This window comes from uncultured Sphingopyxis sp. (assembly GCF_900078365.1).
GTDB lineage: Bacteria > Pseudomonadota > Alphaproteobacteria > Sphingomonadales > Sphingomonadaceae > Sphingopyxis.
The window spans coordinates 4009360-4031576 of record NZ_LT598653.1 but is presented as its reverse complement, the minus strand read 5'-3'; the positions used below and the strand labels follow the sequence as shown (position 1 = coordinate 4031576).

Annotated in this window: 22 protein-coding genes; 11 read left to right on the top strand and 11 right to left on the bottom strand. The window is 67.7% G+C overall.

Annotation, left to right across the window (positions count from 1 at the left end; translation table 11 throughout):
* Positions 1-208: 208 nt before the first annotated feature.
* A complete protein-coding gene (recQ, locus tag QZL87_RS18785; protein WP_295322102.1) occupies positions 209-1984 on the bottom strand; it encodes a DNA helicase RecQ in 1776 nt (591 codons plus the stop codon).
* A gap of 164 nt (positions 1985-2148) precedes the next feature.
* A complete protein-coding gene (gene ybaL / locus QZL87_RS18780) occupies positions 2149-3807 on the bottom strand; it encodes a YbaL family putative K(+) efflux transporter (protein WP_295322100.1) in 1659 nt (552 codons plus the stop codon).
* A 173-nt stretch (positions 3808-3980) separates the two neighbouring features.
* Between ybaL and QZL87_RS18775 the strand changes: the two genes are divergently transcribed.
* Together QZL87_RS18775 and QZL87_RS18770 are read left to right on the top strand one after the other, a co-directional pair.
* Entirely contained in the window at positions 3981-5054 is a 1074-nt protein-coding gene (locus QZL87_RS18775; RefSeq protein WP_295322098.1) for a catalase family peroxidase, read from the top strand.
* 1 nt (position 5055) lies between these two features.
* A complete protein-coding gene (locus QZL87_RS18770; protein ID WP_295322096.1) occupies positions 5056-5664 on the top strand; it encodes a cytochrome b in 609 nt (202 codons plus the stop codon).
* Here the strand turns inward: QZL87_RS18770 and QZL87_RS18765 are convergent.
* From QZL87_RS18765 to QZL87_RS18745, 5 genes are all read right to left on the bottom strand, one after another.
* Complete coding sequence (locus tag QZL87_RS18765; protein WP_295322094.1) at positions 5661-7475, bottom strand: ABC transporter ATP-binding protein/permease; 1815 nt, start codon at positions 7473-7475, stop codon at positions 5661-5663. The two genes, QZL87_RS18770 and QZL87_RS18765, sit on opposite strands and share 4 nt — an antisense overlap.
* 239 nt (positions 7476-7714) lie before the next feature.
* On the bottom strand, positions 7715-7864 hold the full coding sequence (locus QZL87_RS18760) for a hypothetical protein (RefSeq protein ID WP_295322091.1): 150 nt from the start codon (positions 7862-7864) through the stop codon (positions 7715-7717).
* A gap of 105 nt (positions 7865-7969) precedes the next feature.
* A complete protein-coding gene (locus QZL87_RS18755; protein ID WP_295322089.1) occupies positions 7970-8545 on the bottom strand; it encodes an LptA/OstA family protein in 576 nt (191 codons plus the stop codon).
* Entirely contained in the window at positions 8542-9180 is a 639-nt protein-coding gene (lptC, locus tag QZL87_RS18750; protein ID WP_295327048.1) for an LPS export ABC transporter periplasmic protein LptC, read from the bottom strand. The genes QZL87_RS18755 and lptC overlap by 4 nt, the downstream gene beginning before the upstream one ends.
* Before the next feature lie 167 nt (positions 9181-9347).
* On the bottom strand, positions 9348-9965 hold the full coding sequence (locus tag QZL87_RS18745) for a ribonuclease H-like domain-containing protein (protein ID WP_295322087.1): 618 nt from the start codon (positions 9963-9965) through the stop codon (positions 9348-9350).
* 263 nt (positions 9966-10228) lie between these two features.
* Between QZL87_RS18745 and QZL87_RS18740 the strand changes: the two genes are divergently transcribed.
* Entirely contained in the window at positions 10229-10978 is a 750-nt protein-coding gene (locus QZL87_RS18740; protein ID WP_295322085.1) for a cold-shock protein, read from the top strand.
* A gap of 407 nt (positions 10979-11385) precedes the next feature.
* Here QZL87_RS18740 and QZL87_RS18735 read toward each other — a convergent pair whose 3' ends face one another.
* From QZL87_RS18735 to QZL87_RS18720, 4 genes are all read right to left on the bottom strand, one after another.
* Entirely contained in the window at positions 11386-11847 is a 462-nt protein-coding gene (locus QZL87_RS18735) for a DNA starvation/stationary phase protection protein (RefSeq protein WP_295322083.1), read from the bottom strand.
* 114 nt (positions 11848-11961) lie between these two features.
* A complete protein-coding gene (locus QZL87_RS18730) occupies positions 11962-12528 on the bottom strand; it encodes a hypothetical protein (RefSeq protein WP_295322081.1) in 567 nt (188 codons plus the stop codon).
* A 32-nt stretch (positions 12529-12560) separates the two neighbouring features.
* Positions 12561-12890 carry a hypothetical protein gene (locus QZL87_RS18725; RefSeq protein ID WP_295322079.1) on the bottom strand — a complete coding sequence of 110 codons (330 nt, stop codon included), beginning with the start codon at positions 12888-12890 and terminating at the stop codon, positions 12561-12563.
* Between the two features lie 53 nt (positions 12891-12943).
* A complete protein-coding gene (locus tag QZL87_RS18720; protein ID WP_295322076.1) occupies positions 12944-13588 on the bottom strand; it encodes a GGDEF domain-containing protein in 645 nt (214 codons plus the stop codon).
* Between the two features lie 190 nt (positions 13589-13778).
* Between QZL87_RS18720 and purE the strand changes: the two genes are divergently transcribed.
* From purE to QZL87_RS18680, 8 genes are all read left to right on the top strand, one after another.
* Entirely contained in the window at positions 13779-14276 is a 498-nt protein-coding gene (gene purE / locus QZL87_RS18715) for a 5-(carboxyamino)imidazole ribonucleotide mutase (RefSeq protein ID WP_295322074.1), read from the top strand.
* A 5-nt stretch (positions 14277-14281) separates the two neighbouring features.
* The gene (locus tag QZL87_RS18710; RefSeq protein ID WP_295322072.1) at positions 14282-15355 is read left to right on the top strand and encodes a 5-(carboxyamino)imidazole ribonucleotide synthase; all 1074 of its coding nucleotides are present in this window, start codon (positions 14282-14284) and stop codon (positions 15353-15355) included.
* Positions 15352-15843, top strand: coding sequence for a dihydrofolate reductase (locus QZL87_RS18705; protein ID WP_295322070.1), 492 nt, complete (start codon positions 15352-15354; stop codon positions 15841-15843). The genes QZL87_RS18710 and QZL87_RS18705 overlap by 4 nt, the downstream gene beginning before the upstream one ends.
* A gap of 4 nt (positions 15844-15847) precedes the next feature.
* Positions 15848-17041, top strand: a complete 1194-nt coding sequence (locus tag QZL87_RS18700) for a dipeptidase (protein WP_295322067.1) — start codon at positions 15848-15850, stop codon at positions 17039-17041.
* A complete protein-coding gene (locus tag QZL87_RS18695) occupies positions 17038-17967 on the top strand; it encodes a bifunctional riboflavin kinase/FAD synthetase (RefSeq protein ID WP_295322065.1) in 930 nt (309 codons plus the stop codon). The genes QZL87_RS18700 and QZL87_RS18695 overlap by 4 nt, the downstream gene beginning before the upstream one ends.
* 141 nt (positions 17968-18108) lie before the next feature.
* Positions 18109-21186: an isoleucine--tRNA ligase gene (gene ileS, locus QZL87_RS18690; protein ID WP_295322063.1), complete on the top strand. Its 3078-nt coding sequence runs from the start codon at positions 18109-18111 to the stop codon at positions 21184-21186.
* Positions 21183-21704 (top strand): signal peptidase II, encoded by a 522-nt coding sequence (lspA, locus tag QZL87_RS18685; protein WP_295322060.1) that lies wholly within the window; start codon positions 21183-21185, stop codon positions 21702-21704. The genes ileS and lspA overlap by 4 nt, the downstream gene beginning before the upstream one ends.
* A gap of 25 nt (positions 21705-21729) precedes the next feature.
* Positions 21730-22149, top strand: a complete 420-nt coding sequence (locus QZL87_RS18680; RefSeq protein WP_295322058.1) for a DUF3035 domain-containing protein — start codon at positions 21730-21732, stop codon at positions 22147-22149.
* Positions 22150-22217 lie beyond the last annotated feature (68 nt).

Genomic DNA, 22217 nt, shown 5'->3' with positions numbered 1-22217 from the left:
TGGGGTGGGGAGCGGCCGTTGGGATTCATCAAGCCCCTCCCCTTCAGGGGAGGGGTTGGGGTGGGGGGTGGGGGCTATCGGCCTTGCGCGAGGCCGATAGCCCCCACCCCACTGCGACTAGGCAGCAAGCTGCCAAGTCTTCGTTGCCCCTCCCCTGAAGGGGAGGGGCTTGACTAGGAGACGTCCGCTTCCAGCCGAAACCGGACCATCAATACTGCCGGATCACGTTCAGAAACGCATCGCCCCACGCCTCGAGCTTCTTGCCGCCAACGCCCGGAATATCCGCGAGCGCGCTTCGCGTCGCGGGCCGGTCGCTCGCCATCGCGCGCAGCACCGCGTCGTGGAAGATCACATAGGGCGGCACCCCGGCCTCGGCCGCAAGCTCGCGCCGCATCGCGCGCAGCGCCTCGAACAGCGGATCGCCGACCGGGTTCGCCGCCGCGCGATCGGCGCGACTCGCCCGCTGCGTCCGCTTCACGGGCGGCTCGGCCATCAGCACCGGCACCTCGCCCTTCATCACCGCGCGCGCCGCGGGACCGAACATCAGCCCGCCATGCTCGGTCGTCTCGAGCGCCTCGCGCGCGACGAGCGTGCGGACGAGCGGCCGGAGCAGCCGCGCCTCCTCGCCCCCGACGATCCCGAACACCGACAATTTGTCGTGGCCGCGGCTTTCGATGCGCGCGTCGCTCCGCCCCGTCAGCACCGCCTCGACATGCCCGGCGCCGAAGCTCTGCCCGGTGCGATAGACCGCGCTCAGCAATTTCTGCGCCAGCACGCTCGCATCGACCTGCTTCGGCGGTTCGAGGCAGGTGTCGCAATTGCCGCAGCGTCCGGGCGGGTTTTCCCCGAAATGCCGCAGCAGCAAGGCGCGGCGGCACTCGACCGTCTCGACCAGCGCCGCGAGCGCGTTGAGCCGCGCGCGTTCGCTCGCTTGCCGGCCCTCGGGCAGCTCGCCGAGCCGCATCCGCGCGCGCGCGAAATCCTCCGCGCCCCACAGCATCAGCGCCTCGGCGGGGTCGCCGTCGCGCCCCGCACGCCCCGTCTCCTGATAATAGCTCTCGATCGACTTCGGCAGCCCGGCATGCGCGACGAAGCGCACGTCGGGCTTGTCGATCCCCATGCCGAAGGCGACCGTCGCGGTGACGATGCCGTCCTCCGACGCGACGAAGTCGTGCTGCACCCGCGCGCGCCGCTCGGGATCGAGCCCGGCGTGATAGGCGGCAACGCTGCGCCCCGTTGCCGCGGCGAGCTTTTCCGCCATCCGCTCGGTGCCGTCGCGCGTCGGGCAATAGACGATCCCCGGCCCCGGATTGGCGGCGATGAAATCGGTGAGCTGCTTCGCCGGGCTCACGCGCGGCGTCACCCGGTAACGGATATTCGGCCGGTCGAACCCCGCGAGCACCAATCCCTCGGCCGGAATGCCGAGCTGGAGGAGAATATCCTCGCGCGTATGCTTGTCCGCCGTTGCCGTCAGGGCAAGCCGCGGCACCGAGGGAAAGGCGTCGAGCAAAGGCCGGAGCAAGCGATAGTCGGGCCGGAAATCATGCCCCCATTCGCTGACGCAATGCGCTTCGTCGATCGCGAACAGCGCGGGGCTGCGCGCCTCCATCAGCGCGCGGAAGCCTTCGCCGGTGGCACGTTCGGGCGCGATATAGAGGAGGTCGAGCGCGCCATCGCGATACGCCTGCCGCGTGTCGGCGAAATCGGCGTCGACGCTGGTCAGCGAGGCGGCGCGAATCCCCGCCGCGCGCGCGCCGCGCAGCTGGTCGTGCATCAGCGCGATCAGCGGCGACACGACCACGACGCAGCCGTCGAGCGCCACCGCGGGCAATTGATAGGTCAGCGACTTGCCCGCCCCCGTCGGCATCACCGCCAGCGTGCGCTCGCCCGCCATCACCCGCGCGACGACGTCGCCCTGCTTTCCGCGGAAGGCGTCGAAACCGAAGGTGGACTTGAGCAGCGGGAGGAGCGCGTCGGCGGACATTGGAGAGGGCGATAGGGCGGAATCAGGACAAAACTCAAGCCCTCCCCTTCAGGGGAGGGCAGGGAGACTTGGCAGCTTGCTGCCTAGTCGCAGCGGGTGGGGGCCATCGGCCTTGCACAAGGCCGATGGCCCCCACCCCAACCCCTCCCCTGAAGGGGAGGGGCTTAAGATACCCGCGTCAGCATCGCCCGCTCGGCCATGCGCGACGCGGTCTCGCGCTCGGCCATCACGACATGGTCGGCGCCGCGCCGCACCAGATCGGCGACTTCCTCGTCCGAATGCGCGCGCGCGACGATGACGAGCCTGGGGTTGATCGCGCGCGCGCGCCGCACGATCGCGCCCGCCTCGACCCCTTCGGGAATCGCGATCAGCAGGGTCGATGCCGCATCGAGCCCGGCCTGGCGCAGGATGCTCTCCTTCGTCGCGTCGCCGACGATCACCGTCGCGCCCGCGGCCTCGGCGGCGGCGGCCATGTCCTTCTGGTCCTCGATCACCGTCAGCCCCTCGCCGCGTCCGCAGATCATGCCGCCGATGTGGCTGCCGACGCGGCCATAGCCGATGAGCACGACGCCGGCGTTGCATGGCTCGGGCGTTTCGGCCGCCGCTTCGGCGGGCTGCTCGGCAAGCGGCTCGTCGGAGCGGATGCGTTTCACCGCCAGCGTGAAGAGGATCGGGTTGAATAGGATCGACAGCATCGACCCCGCGAGGATCAGGTCGCGCCCGGTTTCGGGGAGCACCTTCAGCCCCACGCCCAACCCGGCGAGGATGAACGAGAATTCGCCGATCTGCGCAAGGCTGACCGAGATCGTCAGCGCGGTCTGCGACTTGTGGCCGAAGGCACGGACCAGCGCAAAAGCGGCGAGCGACTTGCCGACGACGATGATCGCCACCGTCGCGATCACCGGCCCCGGCTGCTCGGTGAGCACCTCGGGATTGAAGAGCATCCCCACCGACACGAAGAAGAGCACGGCAAAGGCGTCGCGCAGCGGCAGCGTTTCCTCGGCCGCGCGCCGCGACAATTGCGTCTCGCCGAGGATCATGCCCGCGAAGAAGGCGCCGAGCGCAAAGGACACGTCGAAGATCACCGCCGCGCCGAACGCGACCCCGAGCGCGATCGCCAGCACCGCGAGCCGGAACAGCTCGCGCGACCCCGAATGCGCGACCCAGTGGAGCACCGCGGGCAGTACGCGCCGCGCGATCAGGAACATGAAGGCGGCGAAACCGACCACCTTGACGAGCACGATCCCCGCCGAACGCAACACCGCCGCGCCGCCGCCCCCAAGGCCACCCTCGTCGCCGCGGTCGCCGAACATCGCGGGCAGCAGCACCAGCGCGAGCACCATCGCGAGATCCTCGACGATCAGCCAGCCGACCGCGATGCGGCCCCTCTCGGTCTCGATCATGTCGCGCGCCTGCAGCGCGCGCAGCAGCACGACGGTCGAGGCGACCGACAGCGCCAGCCCGAACACGACGCTCCCTTCGACCGGCCAGCCGAGCCCAAGGCCGAGCATCATGCCGAGCGCGGTCGCGACCGCGATCTGCGCGATCGCCCCCGGCACCGCGATCTTGCGCACCGCCAGCAGGTCCTTGAGCGAAAAATGGAGCCCGACCCCGAACATCAGCAGAATGACGCCGATCTCGGCGAGCTGCATCGCCAGCCCCGTGTCGGCGACGAACCCCGGGGTGAAGGGGCCGACAAGGATGCCCGCGAGCAGATAGCCCGCGATCGGCGAGATTTTGAGCCGATGCGCGAGCGCGCCCATCAGGAAGGCGACGCCGAGCCCGGCGACGACGGTCCCGATCAGAGTGGTGTCATGCGGCATGAAGTCCTGCGTAACGGGCGCGGACGCGCGGGGTCAACCCAACCCAAGTATTTTTGTTGCGAATGCCGCGGCACGGCCCCGGTAACCGGCTGTAACCGGAACGCCGGGCCGCACGAACTGCGTTCGACCAAGGCCTTTTCTTCCCCCCGGACAAACCATCGAGGACCGCCGCCGTGACCATCCCCCGCCCGCCCCTCGCCACCGTCGCCGCGATCGCCGCAGCGCCGATCCTGCTGCTGTCCGGTTTCGCCTGGGCCGCGGGCTGGATCGGCCCGCCCCGCATCGGCGGCGGAACGATCGCCAGCGTAATCGAGGCAAATGCGGGCCGGCACGAAGGCTATCGCCGCGCCCATGCGAAGGGGGTCTGCTTCACCGGTTATTTCGAGGCGAGCGGCGGGGCGGGCGCGCTATCGCGGACGCCGCTGCTGCGTTCGGGCCGCCACGCGGCGATCGGCCGCTTCTCGACCGGCGGCGGCGATCCCTTCGCGACCGACGGGCGCAACGTCTTTCGCGCGATGGCGCTGCAACTGACCGGGCCCGATGGCGAGATATGGCGGCTGGCGATGGACCATACCCCGATCTTCCCCGTCGCGACCCCCGAAGCTTTCGTCGCGCTCCAGCGCGCCTCGCGCCCCGATCCCGCGACCGGCAAGCCCGATCCCGCCGCGATGAAGACCTATCTCGCGCGCCATCCCGAAACCCGCGCCTATCAGGACTATATCGCCGCCGCGCCGCTCCCCGACAGTTTCGCCAACAGCATTTATTACAGCATCAACGCCTTTCGCTTCATCGACGGCGCGGGCGCTTCGCACGCGGTCCGCTGGGCCTTCGAGCCCGAGGCCGCGTTCGGCGCGCTCGACAAGGCAAAGCTCGCGGAGCTGCCCACCGACCATCTGTTCACCGATCTCGGCGCCCGCCTCGCCAAGGGGCCGCTGCGCTGGCGCATGACCGTCACCGTCGCCGCGCCCGGCGACGCCACGAACGATGCGACGATCCTGTGGCCCGCGGACCGGCAAAAGCTTCAGGTAGGCACGCTCACCATCACCGCCGCCGAGCCCGAAGAGCGGGGCGCCTGCCGCGACATCACCTTCGACCCGACGATATTGCCCGACGGGGTCGCGCTGTCCGACGACCCGCTGCTGCCCGCGCGGTCGGCGGCCTATTCCTCCTCCTTCCAGCGCCGCGCGCTGGAGGTGCCGGGGCCCAGCGCCGTCGGCAAGACGCTCGCGGTGAAGGAGGCGCGCTGACATGCCCGGCCGCTTCCATCTCGCGATCCGCCTCCTGCACTGGACGATGGCGCTGCTGATTCTCGCGATGCTGTTCATCGGCGCCGCCATGGTCTCGACCGCAGGGCCCGCCTACGCAGCGCTGATCGCGCTGCACCGACCGCTCGGGATCGCGATCCTGCTGCTCGCCGCGCTCCGTCTCGCCATCCGCGTCGCCACCGGCGCGCCGCCGCTCCCCGCCGATCTGCCGCGCGTCCAGCAACGCGCGGCGCGCGGCGCGCATATCCTCCTCTATCTCGCGATGATCGGACTGCCGCTGATCGGCTGGGCGATGCTGTCGGCGGGCGGCTATCCGGTGCGCCTGACGGCCGGTTTCGTACTGCCGCCGATCGTGCCGCAAAACGCGCCCGCCTATGGCCTGCTGCGCCGCGCGCACGGCCTGATCGCCTTCGCCTTCTTCGCGCTGATCCTCGGTCATCTCACCATCGCGCTCATCCACGGCTTCGTGCGCCGCGACGGCGTGCTCGAGACGATGGGCTTTGCGCGCGCACCGGCGTTGAACCCCGAACTCCCGGAGCCGGAGGAAGCCGGCGAGCCGGACACGGACCCCGCCGAAACGCCCCGGCCCTAAACCGTCCCCTCTTCCTTCTCTGCCTGCTGCCGCGCCCACATGTCGGCGTAGAGCCCGCGCATGCCGAGCAGCTGGTCGTGCGTCCCCGTCTCGGCGACGCGGCCCTTCTCGAGCACGATGATGCGGTCTGCGTTGGTCACCGTCGACAGGCGGTGCGCGATCACCAGCGTCGTGCGCCGCGCGGCGATGCGGTCGAGCGTCGACTGGATCGCCGCTTCGGTGCGGCTGTCGAGCGCGCTCGTCGCTTCGTCCAAAATCAGCAACGGCGGATTCTTGAGCAAAGTGCGCGCGATCGCGACGCGCTGCTTCTCGCCTCCCGACAGTTTGAGCCCGCGCTCGCCGACCTCGGTCTCATAGCCCTGCGGCAGCAGCGCGATAAAGCCGTCGATCGCCGCGCCCTCAGCCGCCGCCGCGATCTCCGCGGCGCTCGCGCCTTCGCGGCCATAGGCGATATTGTAGCCGATCGAATCGTTGAACAGCACCGTATCCTGCGGAACGATGCCGATCTCGGCGCGCAGGCTTTTCTGGGTGACCTGCGATATGTCCTGGTCGTCGATCAGGATACGCCCGCCCTGCGGATCATAGAAGCGGAAGAGCAGCCGCGCGATCGTCGACTTGCCCGCGCCCGACGGACCGACGATCGCCAGCGTCTCGCCCGCGCCGACCGCGAAGCTCACACCGTTCAAAATCGTCCGGTCGGGCTCATAGCCGAAGACGACATTGTCGAACGTCACCGCACCGCCGTTCACGACGAGCGGCCAGGCATCGGGCGCATCGGCGATCTCGGGCGGCGTATCGATCAGGCGGAACATCGCCTCCATGTCGATCAGCCCCTGCCGGATCACGCGATAGACCATGCCGAGCATGTCGAGCGGGCGGAAGAGCTGCGCGAGCAAAGTGTTCACCAGCACGACGTCGCCGACCTGGAACTGCCCCTTCGACCAGCCCCACACCGTATAGCCCATCGCGCCCGCGAGCGCGGCGTTGGTGATCAGGCTCTGCCCGATGTTGAGCCAGGCAAGGCTGTTCTCGCTCTTCACCGCCGCGCGGGCATATTGATCGGCGACGTCGCGGTAGCGCGCCTCCTCGCGCTCCTCGGCGCCGAAATATTTGACCGTCTCGTAATTGAGCAGGCTGTCGACGCTGCGCCCGATCGTCAGCGTGTCGAGATCGTTCATCCGCGTCCTGAGCGCGTTGCGCCAGTCGGTCACCTTGCGCGTGAAGATGATGTAGAGAACGACCATCAGCGCGGTCGCGCTCGCGAGGCCGAAGCTGAACTTGGTCCAGAAGATCACCAGCACCGCGGCGAGTTCGACGATCGTCGGCGCGATGTTGAAGAGCAGGAAGTAAAGCATCGTGTCGATGCTCTTGGTGCCGCGCTCGATCACCTTGGTGACCTCGCCCGTCCGCCGCGCGAGGTGGAAGCGCAGGCTCAGCGCGTGGAGATGCGAAAAGGTTGCAATCGCGAGTTCGCGCGTCGCATCCTGTCCGACGCGCTCGAAAACGACGTTGCGGAGATTGTCGAACAGCACCCCGGCAAAGCGCGCGCCGGCATAGGCGAGCACCAGCCCGATCGCGAGCGCGACGCCCTCCTCCATTCCCGGCGCCATGCGGTCGATCGCGGCGCCGTAGAGAAAACCCATCGACAGCTGCACGCCCTTCGACGCGAGCACGATGAGCCCGGCAAGAACGATGCGCAGCTTCGCTTCCGCCTGCCCCGCCGGCCACAGATAGGGGAGAAAGCGCCGCAGCGTCGCAAGGACGGGCGGTTCGCGGCTGGCGTCGGCGGAGGTTGCGGTATCGGGAGGCATGGACGCCCCATGTAGGGGCGCGGGGGCTCAACGCCAAGCTCCGGCTTCCGCTCCGTGGGCGGTCAGGATTTTCTCACACAAATGCACGAAGGCACGAAGCTCCCCTCAAGTCCGTTCGCGCTGAGCTTGTCGAAGCACCGTTCTTCTTTTCGACCTCGCAAACGAAGAACGGCCCTTCGACAAGCTCAGGGCAAACGGGTTTGCAGAGGCCTTCGTGCCTTCGTGTGAGAAATTCTGCCCTAGCGCGACTCGCGCGGCCCCGCATGACGGATGATTCGGTCGATCAGCCGCCGGTCTTCGGAGGTCGGCGCCGGCACGGTCGGGAGGATCGGTTCCCGGCGGCGGCCGAACAGCGGGCGGCGCGGCGGGACGAGGGAGGAAAAGCGCATGGGGGCTGCTTTCGCTTGCGCGGCGTTACCCCCCGGCACCGCTGGGGTCTGGTCCCCGGCACCGATGGTGAAGCCGCATGGTTGCGGCCCGGTAAAGCGGCGTGGTTACTGCTTTCTTTCCGGTACCGTGAAGGTGCCGGTGACGCGCCCCTCGGTGCCGCCCTGCACCGGATTGCCGTCGGGCCCGCGCGCCGCGCCGCGCCCGTCGACCGTCGCGCGCCCGCTGTTCAAGTCGATGACGAGGCGCCCGCCGCGCAGATTGTTGCCGCGCTGGCGCAGCTCGACATTGCCGACCATCGTGATCAGCCGCCGGTCGAGGTCGTATATGGCGACATTGCCTTTCGCCATCTCGTCGCCCTTGGTGACCACTACTCCGCCGGTCGCGTCGATCCGGTTGATGTCGGTGCCGCCGCTGCGCGTATAGGCGATGGTCATCCGCGGCGCGGTCAGCGTCATCCCCGCCTGCGTGACCCGGACATTGCCCGTCACGATGACGCGGTCGGCGCGGTCCTGCACCTCGATGGCGTTCGCGGCCATATCGACCGGGGCATTGCCGTTGTGGTTGGCGAGCGCCTGCGCCTGCGCGCGGTCGCCGCCGCCGGCCGACAGGAAGGCCAGGCTGGTCAGGGCAAAGCTCGCGCCCGCAAGCGCCATGCTCCGCATGGTCCAAAGCCGGTTCATTCGAGCACTCCCTGATTGATCCTGAGCCGCGCATTGCCCTCAAGGCGCACGATCCGCCTGTCGAGGTCGGCCGACAGCTGATTGGCCGAAAAATGGCCGATGTTCAACGTGCCGTCGACGCCGCCCTCGCCCAAGAGCGTACGGGTGTTGAGGTCGACCGCGACATTGCTCGCGTCGATGCGATAGCCGTTCGCGCTCTTGACCTGCACCGTTCCCGGCACCGCGACCTTTTCGGTCTCCATATTATAGGCGCCCGTCTTCGCGACGATCGTCGCGGGGCCGTCGGCGAGCTTGATCGCGCCCGACAGGTCGGTCATCCGCACGATCGGCTCGGCCGAGCTTTTCTGCACCGCGCTGCCCGCGAGCAGCGCGAAGGGCTGCCCCTTCGCATCCTGCCCGCGATATTCGGCGCGCGTCACCTTCATCCGCTCGCTCGCCATGTCGACCTTGTCCTTGGCGAGCAGAAAGCTGATCTCGGCGCGCTGGGTGAAGGGCGAGAAGACGAGCACCGCCGCGACGACGCCGATGACGAGCGGCAGGCCGAAGCGCAGGATGCGCACCACCCGGTCGTGGCTCGACCCGCTCGCCGCCCACATGCGGCGCATCGTGCGATCGAGATCGGCGCGTTCGGACATAGTCAGATCAAATCCCGATCCGTATCCCCGAGCGAAGACGAGGGGCTCGTTCGAGCGCAGCGAGAACAGCAACACCGCAGCCTCGACTTCGCTCGGCATAGTCCCTCGTCTTCGCTCGGGAAAACGGATTCTCAAAAAAACGCATCGGAGGACCGACGAATCGCTCGTCAGCTATGCGCGAAAATATCGACTTCGGGCCAGCCCGCAAGGTCGAGCGCGGCGCGCGTTGGCAGGAAATCGAAACAGGCCTGCGCAAGCGCCGTGCGTCCCTCGCGCGCCAGCCGCGCGTCGAGCACGTCCTTCATCGCGTGCAGGAAGCGCACGTCGCTCGCCGCATAGTCGCGCTGCGCGTCGCTGAGCTCGGCGGCGCCCCAGTCGCTCGACTGCTGCTGCTTCGACACCTCCTGCCCGAGCAGTTCGCGCACCAGTTCCTTGAGCCCGTGGCGATCGGTATAGGTGCGCACCAGCTTCGAGGCGATCTTGGTGCAATAGACGGGCGCGGTCACCACGCCGAGCGCCTGCTGCAGCGCCGCGATGTCGAAACGCGCGAAATGGAACAGCTTCAGCCGCGCGGGATCGGTCAGGATCGCCTTCAGCACCGGCGCGTCATAGGCGCTGCCGGGCTTGAAGCGCACCAGATGCTCGTCGCCCGACCCGTCGCTGATCTGGACGAGGCAGAGCCGGTCGCGCAGCGGGTTCAGACCCATGGTCTCGGTATCGATCGCGACCGGGCCCGGGCGCAGCACGCCCTCGGGCAGGTCTTCTTCGTGGAAATGGACTGTCATAGGCCCCCGCCTTAGGCCAAGCGGCCCTGCCGCTCAATGGCTGGTTTGCGGACCCGCCCCGACGCCCCCCAAGCCCGCGGCAAAGCGTGCGATATTCGGCACCATCTTTCTGAAATTTTCTGTTCGCAGCCTGTGGATAATTAGGCTATATCTTGCGCTCTTGGAGGCATGGGGCGAGTCCGTGCCCGTGGTGAACTGCGTCCCCGTCCGGCGCAAGGAGCCGGTTGAATGGGGTGTGGACGACCGAAAGCGACTACTAAGCAATGAGTTTCAACAAGGATCGCCGCGGCCATCGCGGGCGCGGCAAGCGCGATGATTTCGGCAATTTCGACAGCTTCGAACCGGCCCCCTACGGCGGCGACAGCTATGGCGGCGGTCGTGGCGGTTTCGGCGATCGTGATCGCGGCGGCTTCGGCGGCGGCGATCGCGGCGGCTTCGGTGGCGGCGACCGCGGTGGCGGCTTCGGCGGCGGACGCGGCGGCGGCATGCCGGCGCAGGTCGTCGGCGAGGGCCAGGGCACGGTGAAATTCTTCAACGCATCGAAGGGCTTCGGCTTCGTCGCCCGCGACGATGGCGGCGAAGACGTGTTCGTCCACATCAGTGCGGTCGAACAGGCGGGCCTCCAGGGCCTCGCCTCGGGCCAGCCGCTCGGCTTCACGCTCGTCGAGCGCAACGGCAAGGTGTCGGCGATCGACCTCAAGATCGAGGGCGAGCCGCTCCCGATCGAGGAATTCGCTCCGCGCCAGCGCGACGGCGACCGTCCGGGCGGCGCGCGCGGCCGGCGCCAGCTGACCGGTGAGCGGACCTCGGGCACCGTCAAATTCTTCAACACGACGAAGGGCTTCGGCTTCATCGCGCGCGACGACGGACAGGCCGACGCCTTCGTCCACATCAGCGCGGTGCAGCGCGCCGGCATGGCGGGCCTCGACGAAGGCGACCGCGTCGCTTTCGACATCGAAGTCGACGACCGCGGCAAGTTCGCCGCGGTGAACCTCCAGCCGCATCAGGACTGATCGGCGGGACAGGCAAACGGAAAGGGCGGCCGCGGGGCCGCCCTTTTTGCTTGTGAGGAAGAGCGTCTGCTTTCGACCGATTGCTGCCGTCTCTTTATTCGTCACCCCGGACTTGATCCGGGGTCCCGCTTGATGCCGAAGACCGGTCGATGCCCCAAAAAGCGGGATCCCGGGTCAAGCCCGGGATGACGAAGGGCTGAAACCGACCGGCAGCTGCCATGATCCTCCCTGTCGCGCAGCGATGGGGAGGTGGCAGCGCGAAGCGCTGACGGAGGGGCTATGACGCAACGTCGCTGCCCCTCCACCATTCGCTTCGCGAACGGTCCCCCTCCCCATGGCTTCGCCACAGGGAGGATCGGGAATGGCGGCTCGCCACCCCAAAACCGTCGCTGCCGGAATCGCCGGCCTCAATAACCCAGCGTCGCTTCCAGAAACCAGATGCGCTGCTGCGTCTCGTCGGCCCAGCCGTCGACAAGCCCGCTGGTCGCGATGTCGCCGCCCGCTTCGGCGGCGGCCTTCACCTCCTTGAGCTGGCCGAGCAGCAGCTTGTTGTCGTCGGCCAGATTGCGGATCATCGCTTCGGCATCGACCCCGGCGGCGTCATCGTCGCGAATCGACGCGCGGCGGCCGACATCGCCGATCGAGCGCAGCGTCGGCGCGCCATTCTTGCGCACCCGCTCGGCGATCAGATCGGTCGTCGCGAAGATCTGCGCCGCCTGCTCGTCGAACAGCAGGTGCAGTTCGCGAAAGCGCGGGCCCTGGATGTGCCAATGATAATTTTTGGTCTTGAGATAAAGCGCGAAACTGTCGGCGAGAAGCGCGTTGAGCGCGTCGGCGACGGCGGGAGTGTTGCCGTTTTTATCGGACATGGGAGCATCCTTTCTGTTGTCCCGCCGATATAGCGAAGGAGCACGACATTTTCCCATTGAAGCTTTGGCTAAGCATCATCGATAAAAACGATGAAGCGCATTCCAATCCGTCAATCAGCCGATCAATCCGAACGCGCCGAACGCGGTGCGCAGCCCCCATATCACGAGGATCGCGGCGGCCGCCCAGCGCAGATTTCGCGCCGCGCGCCGCCCGGCCAGCGCGGGACCGAATGCGAGGAACGGCAGCATCGACAGCGTCCAGCCGACCAGTCCGCCCGCCGCCGCCCATTGCCCGGCGCCGCTGGTCGCGGCGAGCGCCCCGATCAGGAAATGGCTGCGGTCGCCGAACTGGTTCGCGAGCATCCGGCCCGCCAGCGCGGCGGGCGGCGCATCCTCGGGGCAGGCGCCGGCTTCGACCTTCATCGGCCACAGCAACGCGACCGCCGCCGACAGCATCGCGAGCGTGACGAGCAGGGCGGCGACGCCCTGCCCGATCATCCGGTTCGCGATTGCCCCGGCGATCGCGGCGACGACCGCATGGACGATGAAGGCGCCGAAAAAAATGCCGATCGTGACGCGCCGGTCGCGGCGCGCGCCGATGAGCCGCGACAGCGCGATCCCGCTGCGCCCGTCGGCATTGGCGAGCAGCACCGCCACCAGCGCGAGCATGATTGCATCCATGATGCCGGACCTGAAGGCTTAGCTCGCCCAGGTCAATGCCCGAGCCGGCTCGCCACCGACGCCAGCCACGCCTCGTGCGCGGCCGCCGGCATCGGCCCGCGCGGCGCCTGCACCGCGTCGCTCATCGCGTCGAGATAGGTCAGGATCGCGGCGCGGTAGCCGCCGCCCGCCACCGCCGATTCGAGCCGGCTCGCCAGCGTCTCGACCGCGGCAAAGCCATTGTCGCGCGCGAGGCAGCGAATATCGTCGATCCCCCGCACGATCTCGGCGAACGCACAGCGCGGCAACGCCTCGGCGAGCGCGCCGATCTGGCCGATGATCCGGTTCTGCACGTCGAGATATGGGTCGGTCTGGTCTCGCATCGTCCACCCCCTGTTCCTGCCGGAGACGATGCGCCTCTTTGGTTAATGCGCGGTTAGCGGTGTCCGGGAAGCCCGCCGAGGCTCTGCTTGCTGCGATACATATCGCGGTCGGCGGCCGCCAATATGTCCGATTCGTTCATTCCCGTCTGGAGCATCGCGACCCCGAAACAGGCCGACAGGGCGATCTCGTGCCCGTCATAATGCGCGGGCGCCGCAGCCAGCACGTCGCCCAGCCGCTTCACCTGCACGCGCGCGCCCTCCTCGCTCGACTGGTCGAGGATCAGCCCGAACTCGTCGCCGCCGATACGCGCCGCGACGTCGGTCGCGCGGATCGAGCCCGCAAGCCGCTTGGCGATTTCCATCAGCGCGAAATCGCCCGCGGCATGGCCGAAGCTGTCGTTGATATATTTGAGCTGATTGACATCGACGAACACGACCGCGGCGCGCTCGGCATGACGCTCGAACCGTGCCATGCGGTGGTGGATCGCGGTCAGGAAATAACGGCGGTTGAACAGCGGGGTCAGCGTGTCGCGCTCGGACACGCGTTCCAGCTCGGCGACGGCGATCTTCAATACGCGGTTCTCGCGGCGCAAGGCGTCGCGTTCCCGGCGTATCTCCCGCAGCTGGTCCTCGATGGAGTCAACGGAAACGGCGGCGAACTGGTCGACCGCGATTCGTGCCCCCCCTATGCTATCCATGCCTCGTCCCCGGCGCGCCCTACCCTCCGCCGGCCGGATGCCAGCGGATATGTTGCGGCAACCCTAGCCGCGACTTGATACCAATCGGTAAACGCGGAAGACATCAATTGCGCGACGTTGCCCGCGCGCCAAGCAGTCGCTAGGGGGAGGGCGGCGGCGATTCATCGGCGTCCGCAGGAGGGATAGGGTGATGGGCGACAGCGCGCCGCAGATCGGTGTCATCATGGGCAGCCAGTCGGACTGGCCGACGATGGCGCACGCGGTCCAGATCCTCGAGGAATTCAGCATCGCGCACGAGGTGCAGATCGTCTCGGCGCACCGCACCCCCGACCGCCTCGTCGCCTATGCCAAGAGCGCGGCGGAGCGCGGGCTCAAGGCGATCATCGCGGGCGCCGGCGGCGCGGCGCACCTGCCCGGCATGGTCGCCTCGATGACGCGCGTCCCCGTGCTCGGCGTCCCCGTCCAGTCGGCCGCCCTCTCCGGCGTCGACAGCCTCTATTCGATCGTCCAGATGCCCGGCGGCATTCCCGTCGCGACCTTCGCGATCGGCAGGGCGGGCGCGACCAACGCCGCCCTCTTCGCCGCGGCGCTGCTCGCGAACGAGGACGCGGTCCTCGCCGACAAGCTCATGGCGTGGCGCGAGACGCAGACGAACAGCGTCGCCCCCGTTCCCGTTCGCGAAGGCTGACCTTCTTGCTCCCTCCCGGTTCGACGATCGGCATATTGGGCGGCGGCCAGCTCGGCCGCATGCTCGGCCTCGCTGCCGCGCAGCTCGGTTACAAGGTCCATATCTACGCCCCCGACGCCGAAAGCGTCGCGGCCGAGGTCACCGCGCACCACAGCCAGGCGGCGTGGGACGACGAACCGCGCCTCGCCGCCTTCGCCGCGGCCTGCGACGTCGTGACCTATGAATTCGAAAATGTGCCGGTCGACACGGTGCGCTTCCTGTCGGGCCATGTCGCGGTGCGCCCTGGCGCGGCGGGGCTCGAGATTGCGCAGGACCGGCTCGCCGAAAAGACTTTCGTCGCCGGGCTCGGCGGCCGCCCCGCCCCCTTCGCCGCGGTGTCCGACCGCGCCGCGCTCGATGTCGCGATCGAGCAGATGGGCGCCCCCGCGATCCTCAAAACGGTGCGCATGGGTTATGACGGCAAGGGGCAGGCGCGGCTCGCCTCGCCCGCCGACGCCGATGCGGCATGGGATGCGATCGGCCGCCACGCGGCAGTGCTCGAAGGCTTCGTGACCTTCGCCCACGAATTTTCGGTGATCCTCGTGCGCGGCATCGACGGCGAGGTCCGCTTCTGGGATTCGCCGGTCAATGTCCACGAGGGCGGCATTCTCGCGACCTCCAGCCTGCCGCCGCCGCAGATCGTCACCGACCAGCAGGACGAAGCGCGCGCGCTGATGGCGAAGATCGCCGCCGAGCTCGACTATGCCGGCGTCCTCACCGGCGAATTTTTTGCGACGGATAATGGTCCGGTGTTCAACGAGATGGCGCCGCGCGTTCACAACAGCGGCCACTGGACGATCGAGGGCGCGGCGACCAGCCAGTTCGAAAATCATATCCGCGCGGTCGCGGGCCTGCCGCTCGGCAGCACCGCTTGCGGGCCGCTGCCCGTCACGATGCGCAACCTGATCGGCGCCGGCATCGCCGACGTCCCCGCGCTGCTCGCCGACGAAAATTGCCACGTCCATCACTACAGCAAGACCGAGGTGCGCGAGGGGCGCAAGCTCGGTCACGCGACCTGGGCCGGAGCCTCCCCCGCATGAATCGTCCTGAAATCACGCTGATCCTCGCGCGTGCGGCCAATGGCGTGATCGGCGCCGGCGGCAAGATGGCGTGGCACCTCCCCGCCGACCTCCGCCGCTTCAAGCAGCTCACCATGGGCCGCCCGATGATCATGGGGCGCAAGACCTTCGACAGCCTGCCCGCGATCCTCGAAGGCCGCCGCCACATCGTGCTGACGCGCGATCCCGACTGGCAGGACGAGGGCGCCGAGCCGGTGGCGACGGTCGAGGAGGCGCTGCGCCTCGCCAACGCGCCGCACGTGATGGTGATCGGCGGCGCCGAAATCTACCGCCTGTTCCTCCCCATCGCCGACCGCATCGAGCTCACCGAAGTCGCGCTCGAACCTGCGGGCGACGCGGCGATCGACTATCCCGCCGCCGCCGAATGGCGCGAGGTCGCGCGCGAGGACCATCCCGCCGACGAGGCCGGCCGCCCGGCCTACAGCTTCGTCACGCTGACAAGGAAATAGGCTGATGCGCCGCTGGATCCTGAGTATCCTGATCATCGTCGCGCTCGCCGCGGGCGCTTTCTTCGCGCTCGCCCCGGCGATGATCGAGAACGACCTCAACAAGATCGACGGCAAGCCGCTACCCAAGGTCTCGGCGCGCGCCGAGGCGCTCCACAAGACGCTGACGATCGTCGATCTGCACAGCGACACCCTGCTCTGGAAACGCAGCATCCTCGACCGCGCCGATCGCGGTCATATGGACCTCCCGCGGCTCGAGGACGGCCATGTCGCGTTGCAAGTGCTCGCCAGCACGACCAAGTCGCCCAAGGGGCAAAATTACGACGCGAACAGCGGCGACACCGACAATATCACCGGCCTCGTGATCGCGCAGCTCCAGCCGGTGCGGACGTGGAACTCGCTGCTCGAACGCTCGCTCTGGCACGCCGAAAAGCTGCACCGCGCCGTCGCCAGTTCGGCCGGCAAGCTGCGCGCGGTCGCGGCGCCCGGGGACATCGACACATTGCTCGCCGCGCGCCGGGGCAAGGCGGCGCCCGTCGGCGCGATGCTCAGCATCGAAGGGCTGCATGGCCTCGAAGGCAAGCTCGCCAACCTCGACAAGCTCTATGCCGCGGGCTTCCGCATGGCGGGGCTCACCCATTTCTTCGACAACGACCTCGCGGGATCGATGCACGGGCTCAAAAAGGGCGGCCTCACCCCGCTCGGGCGGCAGGTCGTCTCCGAGATGGAGGCGAAGGGCATGATCGTCGACATCGCGCATTGCTCGGCCGCCTGCGTCGCCGACATCCTCAAGATCGCCCGCCGCCCCGTCGTCTCCAGCCACGGCGGGGTGCAGGCGACGTGCAAGGTCAACCGCAACCTTTCCGACGAGCAAATTCGCGGCGTCGCCGCGACCGGCGGGCTGATCGGCATCGGCTATTGGGATGCCGCCGTCTGCGATACCTCGCCCGCGAGCATCGCGAAGGCGATGAAACATGTCCGCGACCTCGTCGGGGTCCGGCATGTGGCGCTCGGCAGCGACTATGACGGTGCCACCACCGTGCGCTTCGACACGTCGAAGCTCGTGCAGGTCACGCAGGCATTGATCGACGCGGGCTTTTCCGACGACGAAATCCGCGCCGTCATGGGCGGCAACGCGATCCGCGTGCTCAAGGCGGGGCTCGTCCCGCTGACGCCGCCGCCCTCGATTTCGGCGCCATGATCCGCCTCGACGGCCACGACCGCATCGAAGGGCGCTTGCGCGGCGGGGTGATCGCGCTCGGCAATTTCGACGGCTTTCACGCCGGGCATCAGGCGGTCGTCGGCCGCGCGGTCCATCATGCGAAGGACGAGGGATTGCCCGCGATCGTCGCGACCTTCGATCCGCATCCGGTGCGCTTCTTCAAGCCCGACGTCCCGCCCTTCCGCCTCACCACGCTCGATCAGCGGCAGGAACTCTTTGCCGAAGCGGGCGCCGACGCGATGCTCGTCCTCCCCTTCGACGCGGCGCTCGCGGGCACGACGGCGGAAGATTTCATCACCGCGCTCCTGCTCGATCGCTACGGCGCCGCGGGGGTCGTCACCGGCGCCGACTTCGTCTTCGGCAAGGGCCGCGGCGGCGATGTCGTGACGCTCGCCGACCATGCGCGGCGCCTCGGCTTCTTCACCGAGATGGTCGCCCCCGTCGACGATGCCGCGGAAGTCATCTCGTCGAGCCGCATCCGCGAGGCGCTGCAAGCGGGCGATTGCGCCACCGCGACGCGCCTCCTCACGCGGCCTTTCACCGTGCGCGGGCGGGTCCAGCACGGCGACAAGAACGGCCGCCTCCTCGGCTTTCCGACCGCGAACCTCGAAATGGGCCAATATCTCCGCCCGCGCTACGGCATCTACGCCGTCACCGGAAAGCTGCCCGACGGCCGCATCCTGAAGGGCGCCGCCAACCTCGGCATCCGCCCCAGCTTCGACCCGCCGAAAGAGCTGCTCGAACCGCATTTCTTCGACTTCGAGGGCGATCTCTACGGCCAGCTAATCGACGTCGCCTTCCACGCCTTCCTCCGCGCGGAAGCGAAGTTCGACAGCATGGACGCCCTGATGGCGCAGATCGCGGCCGACTGCGACGAGGCGCGCAGGCTATTGGCCGACATCTGACATCTTCGTCACCCCGGACTTGATCCGGGGTCCCGCTCGTCAACGTCGCTGGACCCCGGATCAAGTCCGGGGTGACGAGGTGGGTATCTCCTGCTCCCAAATTCTTTGCGCTGCCGCAAATCTGCGCTAAGCGCCGCGACCATGACCGACAGCGCACCAGACTATCGCGACACCGTCTTCCTGCCCAAGACCGACTTCCCGATGAAGGCCGGCCTGCCGCAGAAGGAGCCGCTGATTCTCGCCAAATGGCTCGAAGGCGATCTCGAGGGGCAGATTCGCGAAAGCCGCAAGGGCCGTGACCAATTCATCCTCCACGACGGCCCGCCCTACGCCAATGGCGACATGCACATCGGCCATGCGCTCAACCATATCCTGAAGGACATGGTCGTCCGCACCCAGACGCTGAAGGGCAAGGATGCTCCTTATGTGCCCGGCTGGGACTGCCACGGCCTCCCCATCGAGTGGAAGGTCGAGGAGCAATATCGCAAGAAAAAGCTCAACAAGGACGAGGTTCCGGTCGAGGAATTCCGGGCCGAATGCCGCGCCTATGCGCAGCATTGGGTCGACACCCAAAGGGAGCAGCTGAAGCGCCTCGGCATCGGCGGCGACTGGGACCATCCCTACCTCACGATGGATTATGCGGCCGAGGCCACGATCGTGCGCGAACTGCTCAAATTCGCCGCCAACGACATGCTCTATCGCGGCGCCAAGCCGGTGATGTGGTCGCCGGTCGAAAAGACCGCGCTCGCCGAGGCCGAGGTCGAATATGAGGATATCGTCTCGACCCAGATCGACGTGGCATTCAAGATCGTCGAGAGTCCGATTGCCGAGCTAGTCGGCGCGCATGCGGTGATCTGGACGACCACGCCGTGGACGATCCCGGTCAACCAGGCTTTGGCCTATGGGCCGGCGGTGGAGTATGAGCTTGTTAAGCTACAGTGTCGCAATAGCGAAAAGGGCTGGCCACTTTCGAGCATGAAGTGTCTGGTTGCCGTTCCGCTTGTGGAAGCCTTTACGGCGAGAGTACGAACCGCAGGCATATCCAGCTCTAATCTCGACACATATTGGGACGTTGAGCGGAAAAATCAGCAGACGATCAAAGGCTCCGACCTCGCCGGCACCATCGCCCGTCACCCGATGCACGCGCTCGGCGGCTTCTTCGCGCGCCCGCGCCCGTTCCTCGCGGGCGATTTCGTCACCACCGACAGCGGCACCGGGCTCGTCCATATGTCGCCCGACCATGGCGAGGACGACTTCGACCTCTGCAAGGCGAACGGGCTCGACCCCGTGTTCGCGGTCGAGGGCGACGGCAAATATCGCGCCGACTGGGCCTGGCTCGGCGGTCAGGGCAGCGTCATCAACCCCAAGTTCAACGCGCCCGACGGCCCGATCTGCTCGGACCTGCGCGAAGCGGGCGCATTGCTCGCCGCGTCGGCCGATTACCAGCACAGCTATCCGCATAGCTGGCGCTCGAAAGCCAAGGTCATCTTCCGCTGCACGCCGCAATGGTTCGTGCCGATGGACAAGGTGATGACGCATATCGAGCCCAAGACCCCGCGCGAGAAGCGCTGGGAGAATGAGGGCGGCGCGCTCAACCCGCATGAAGAGGATCTTTGCGACGCCCCGACCTTGCGGCAGGCGGCGATGCAGGCGATCGACGACACGCGCTTCGTCCCCGCCAAGGGCCGCAACCGCATCGGATCGATGGTCGAGGGGCGTCCCGACTGGGTGCTGAGTCGCCAGCGCGCATGGGGTGTGCCGATCACGCTCTTCGTCGACCGCAAGACCGGCCACTATCTCAACGACCCGGTCGTCAACGACCGCATCGTCGCCGCGGTGCGCAAGGGCGGCGTCGATGCGTGGAGCGACGCGCGCGCGCAGGACTATCTCGGCGATCAGTACGACGCAGCCGACTACGAGCGCATCACCGACATTCTCGACGTCTGGTTCGATTCGGGCTGCACCCACGCCTTCGTGCTCGAAAGTGGCAAATGGCCCGCGCTGATCCGCCACGACGGCTCGACGCACAGCGCCGACCTCTATCTCGAAGGCAGCGACCAGCATCGCGGCTGGTTCCAGTCGTCGCTGCTCGAGTCGTGCGGGACGCGCGGACAGGCGCCGTACAAGGCGGTGCTGACGCACGGCTTCACGATGGACGCCAAGGGCTTCAAAATGTCGAAGTCGCTCGGCAACACGATCAGCCCGATCGACCTGATGCGCGATTATGGCGCCGACATCCTGCGTCTCTGGGCGCTGTCAGTCGATTTCACCGAGGATCACCGCATCGGCAAGGAAATCCTGACCGGGGTCGCCGACCAGTATCGCAAGCTGCGCAACACCTTCCGCTACCTGCTCGGCGCGCTCGACGGGTTTACGGAGGAAGAACGCGTCACCGACGTCGCGGCGATGCCCGAGCTCGAACGCTATATGCTCTCGCTGCTCGCCGATCTCGACGCGAAGATGGCGCAGGCGGTCGATGATTTCGACTACAACACATACACCCGCCTGCTCGCCGATTTCTGCAACGAGGATCTGTCGGCCTTCTATTTCGACATCCGCAAGGACGTCCTCTACTGCGACCTCGGCCCCGCCGCCCCGCTCGGCACCGACACGCGCCGCGCATACCGCAGCGTGCTCGATGTGCTGTTCCACGCGCTCGTCCGCTACGCGGCGCCGGTGCTGGTGTTCACCAGCGAGGAAGTGTGGGGCACGCGCTATCCGGAAGCCGGCAGCGTCCACCTCCTCGAATGGCCCAACCTCCCCCCGCTCACCAACCTTCGTCATCCCCGCGAAAGCGGGGACCCAGAGCGTGCGTCGGCTGATCCCACACTGGGTTCCCGCGTCCGCGGGAATGACGAGTTGGTGAAGCGTTGGGATCGTCTGCGCGAAGTCCGTTCGCAAGTCACCGAAGCGATCGAACCCTATCGCCGTGAGAAGACGGTTCGCTCCTCGCTGGAAGCCGAAGTTTCGGTTCGCACCAAGGACGCGGCGTTGGCGAACATTCTCGCCGACGTGGGGGCCGAAGAGCTCGCCGAACTGCTCATCGTATCGGCGGCAAGCACGACGGGGTTCACCGACGATACAGTTGCCGACATCACAATGGTGGACGTGACCCCGACCCAGAACCACAAATGCGGCCGCTGCTGGCGCCACCTGCCCGAGGTCGAGACCGACGGCAGCTTGTGCAATCGCTGCGACGCGCTATTGACCTCGGCATGACCAGCGCCCGTTCCCCCTATCTGCGCTTCGGCCTGATTTTCGCGGCCGCCGCCTTCATCCTCGACCAGATCGTCAAATGGGTCGTCACCGTCCCCCTGTCGCTCGAGCCCAAGGGGCAGATCGAGATCACGAGCTTCTTCAACCTGACCTGGGCGGAGAATTGCGGCATTTCGCTGTCGATGTTCGCGAGCTGCACCGACACGACGCGCTGGACGCTCGTCGCGGTCACCGGGATCGTCGCCGCCGCGGTCGCCTTCTGGATGACGCGCGAACAGGCGAAGGGCGACGTGATCGCGCTCGCGATGATCCTCGGCGGCGCGCTCGGCAATATCGTCGACCGCGTGCGTTTCGGCTATGTCGTCGATTTCGCCGACCTGCATTTCGGCGATTTCCGCCCCTTCATGATCTTCAACGTCGCCGATGCGTGCATCACGCTCGGCGTGCTTTTGCTGGTTGCGCGCGCGCTGCTCTTGGGCGAAAAGACCCCAGCCGCGGACGCCCGACCGTCCGCCGAGTAAACGGGGCGCATAGGAGTTTTTTGACGTGAACCGGACCACCGCCATCCTGGCAGCCTCGATATTTGCCACCACCCTGTCGGCCTGCGGGTCGAACAGCCTGTTCAGCCGCGACCGGCCCGACGAGATGATGGTGTCGCGTCAGGCGCCGCTCGTCGTGCCGCCCGACTTCTCGCTCACCCCGCCCGCGCCCGGCACTGCGCGCCCCGGCGGCGAATCGACCGCCGAACAGACGCTGCGCGCGCTCTTCGGCGGCGCGTCGCAGCGCAGCGCGAGCGAGACGCAGATCATCGGCGCCGCCGACGGCCAGCGCGCCGACCCTGGCATCCGCAGCGCGGTCGGCAGCCCCGGCACGCAGGTCGTCGACAAGGGGCTTGTCGTCCGCGACATCCTGGCCGCCCCCGAAGGCGACGGCCGCGACGCACAGGCTTCGATTCCGGGGGCGTAATCCCTCAATCCTGCAAGGGAATCGGGCGGCTTCGGCCGCCCTTTTTCATGCCCTGCGCGTGACCGGCA

Coding starts and splice junctions, on each gene's coding strand:
- recQ (WP_295322102.1), bottom strand. CDS start 1,984: ATGTCCGCCGACGCGCTCCTCCCGCTGCTCAAGTCCACCTTCGGTTTC.
- ybaL (WP_295322100.1), bottom strand. CDS start 3,807: ATGCCGCATGACACCACTCTGATCGGGACCGTCGTCGCCGGGCTCGGC.
- QZL87_RS18770 (WP_295322096.1), top strand. CDS start 5,056: ATGCCCGGCCGCTTCCATCTCGCGATCCGCCTCCTGCACTGGACGATG.
- QZL87_RS18765 (WP_295322094.1), bottom strand. CDS start 7,475: ATGCCTCCCGATACCGCAACCTCCGCCGACGCCAGCCGCGAACCGCCC.
- QZL87_RS18760 (WP_295322091.1), bottom strand. CDS start 7,864: ATGCGCTTTTCCTCCCTCGTCCCGCCGCGCCGCCCGCTGTTCGGCCGC.
- QZL87_RS18755 (WP_295322089.1), bottom strand. CDS start 8,545: ATGAACCGGCTTTGGACCATGCGGAGCATGGCGCTTGCGGGCGCGAGC.
- lptC (WP_295327048.1), bottom strand. CDS start 9,180: ATGTCCGAACGCGCCGATCTCGATCGCACGATGCGCCGCATGTGGGCG.
- QZL87_RS18745 (WP_295322087.1), bottom strand. CDS start 9,965: ATGACAGTCCATTTCCACGAAGAAGACCTGCCCGAGGGCGTGCTGCGC.
- QZL87_RS18740 (WP_295322085.1), top strand. CDS start 10,229: ATGAGTTTCAACAAGGATCGCCGCGGCCATCGCGGGCGCGGCAAGCGC.
- QZL87_RS18735 (WP_295322083.1), bottom strand. CDS start 11,847: ATGTCCGATAAAAACGGCAACACTCCCGCCGTCGCCGACGCGCTCAAC.
- QZL87_RS18730 (WP_295322081.1), bottom strand. CDS start 12,528: ATGGATGCAATCATGCTCGCGCTGGTGGCGGTGCTGCTCGCCAATGCC.
- QZL87_RS18725 (WP_295322079.1), bottom strand. CDS start 12,890: ATGCGAGACCAGACCGACCCATATCTCGACGTGCAGAACCGGATCATC.
- QZL87_RS18720 (WP_295322076.1), bottom strand. CDS start 13,588: ATGGATAGCATAGGGGGGGCACGAATCGCGGTCGACCAGTTCGCCGCC.
- purE (WP_295322074.1), top strand. CDS start 13,779: ATGGGCGACAGCGCGCCGCAGATCGGTGTCATCATGGGCAGCCAGTCG.
- QZL87_RS18705 (WP_295322070.1), top strand. CDS start 15,352: ATGAATCGTCCTGAAATCACGCTGATCCTCGCGCGTGCGGCCAATGGC.
- QZL87_RS18700 (WP_295322067.1), top strand. CDS start 15,848: ATGCGCCGCTGGATCCTGAGTATCCTGATCATCGTCGCGCTCGCCGCG.
- QZL87_RS18695 (WP_295322065.1), top strand. CDS start 17,038: ATGATCCGCCTCGACGGCCACGACCGCATCGAAGGGCGCTTGCGCGGC.
- ileS (WP_295322063.1), top strand. CDS start 18,109: ATGACCGACAGCGCACCAGACTATCGCGACACCGTCTTCCTGCCCAAG.
- lspA (WP_295322060.1), top strand. CDS start 21,183: ATGACCAGCGCCCGTTCCCCCTATCTGCGCTTCGGCCTGATTTTCGCG.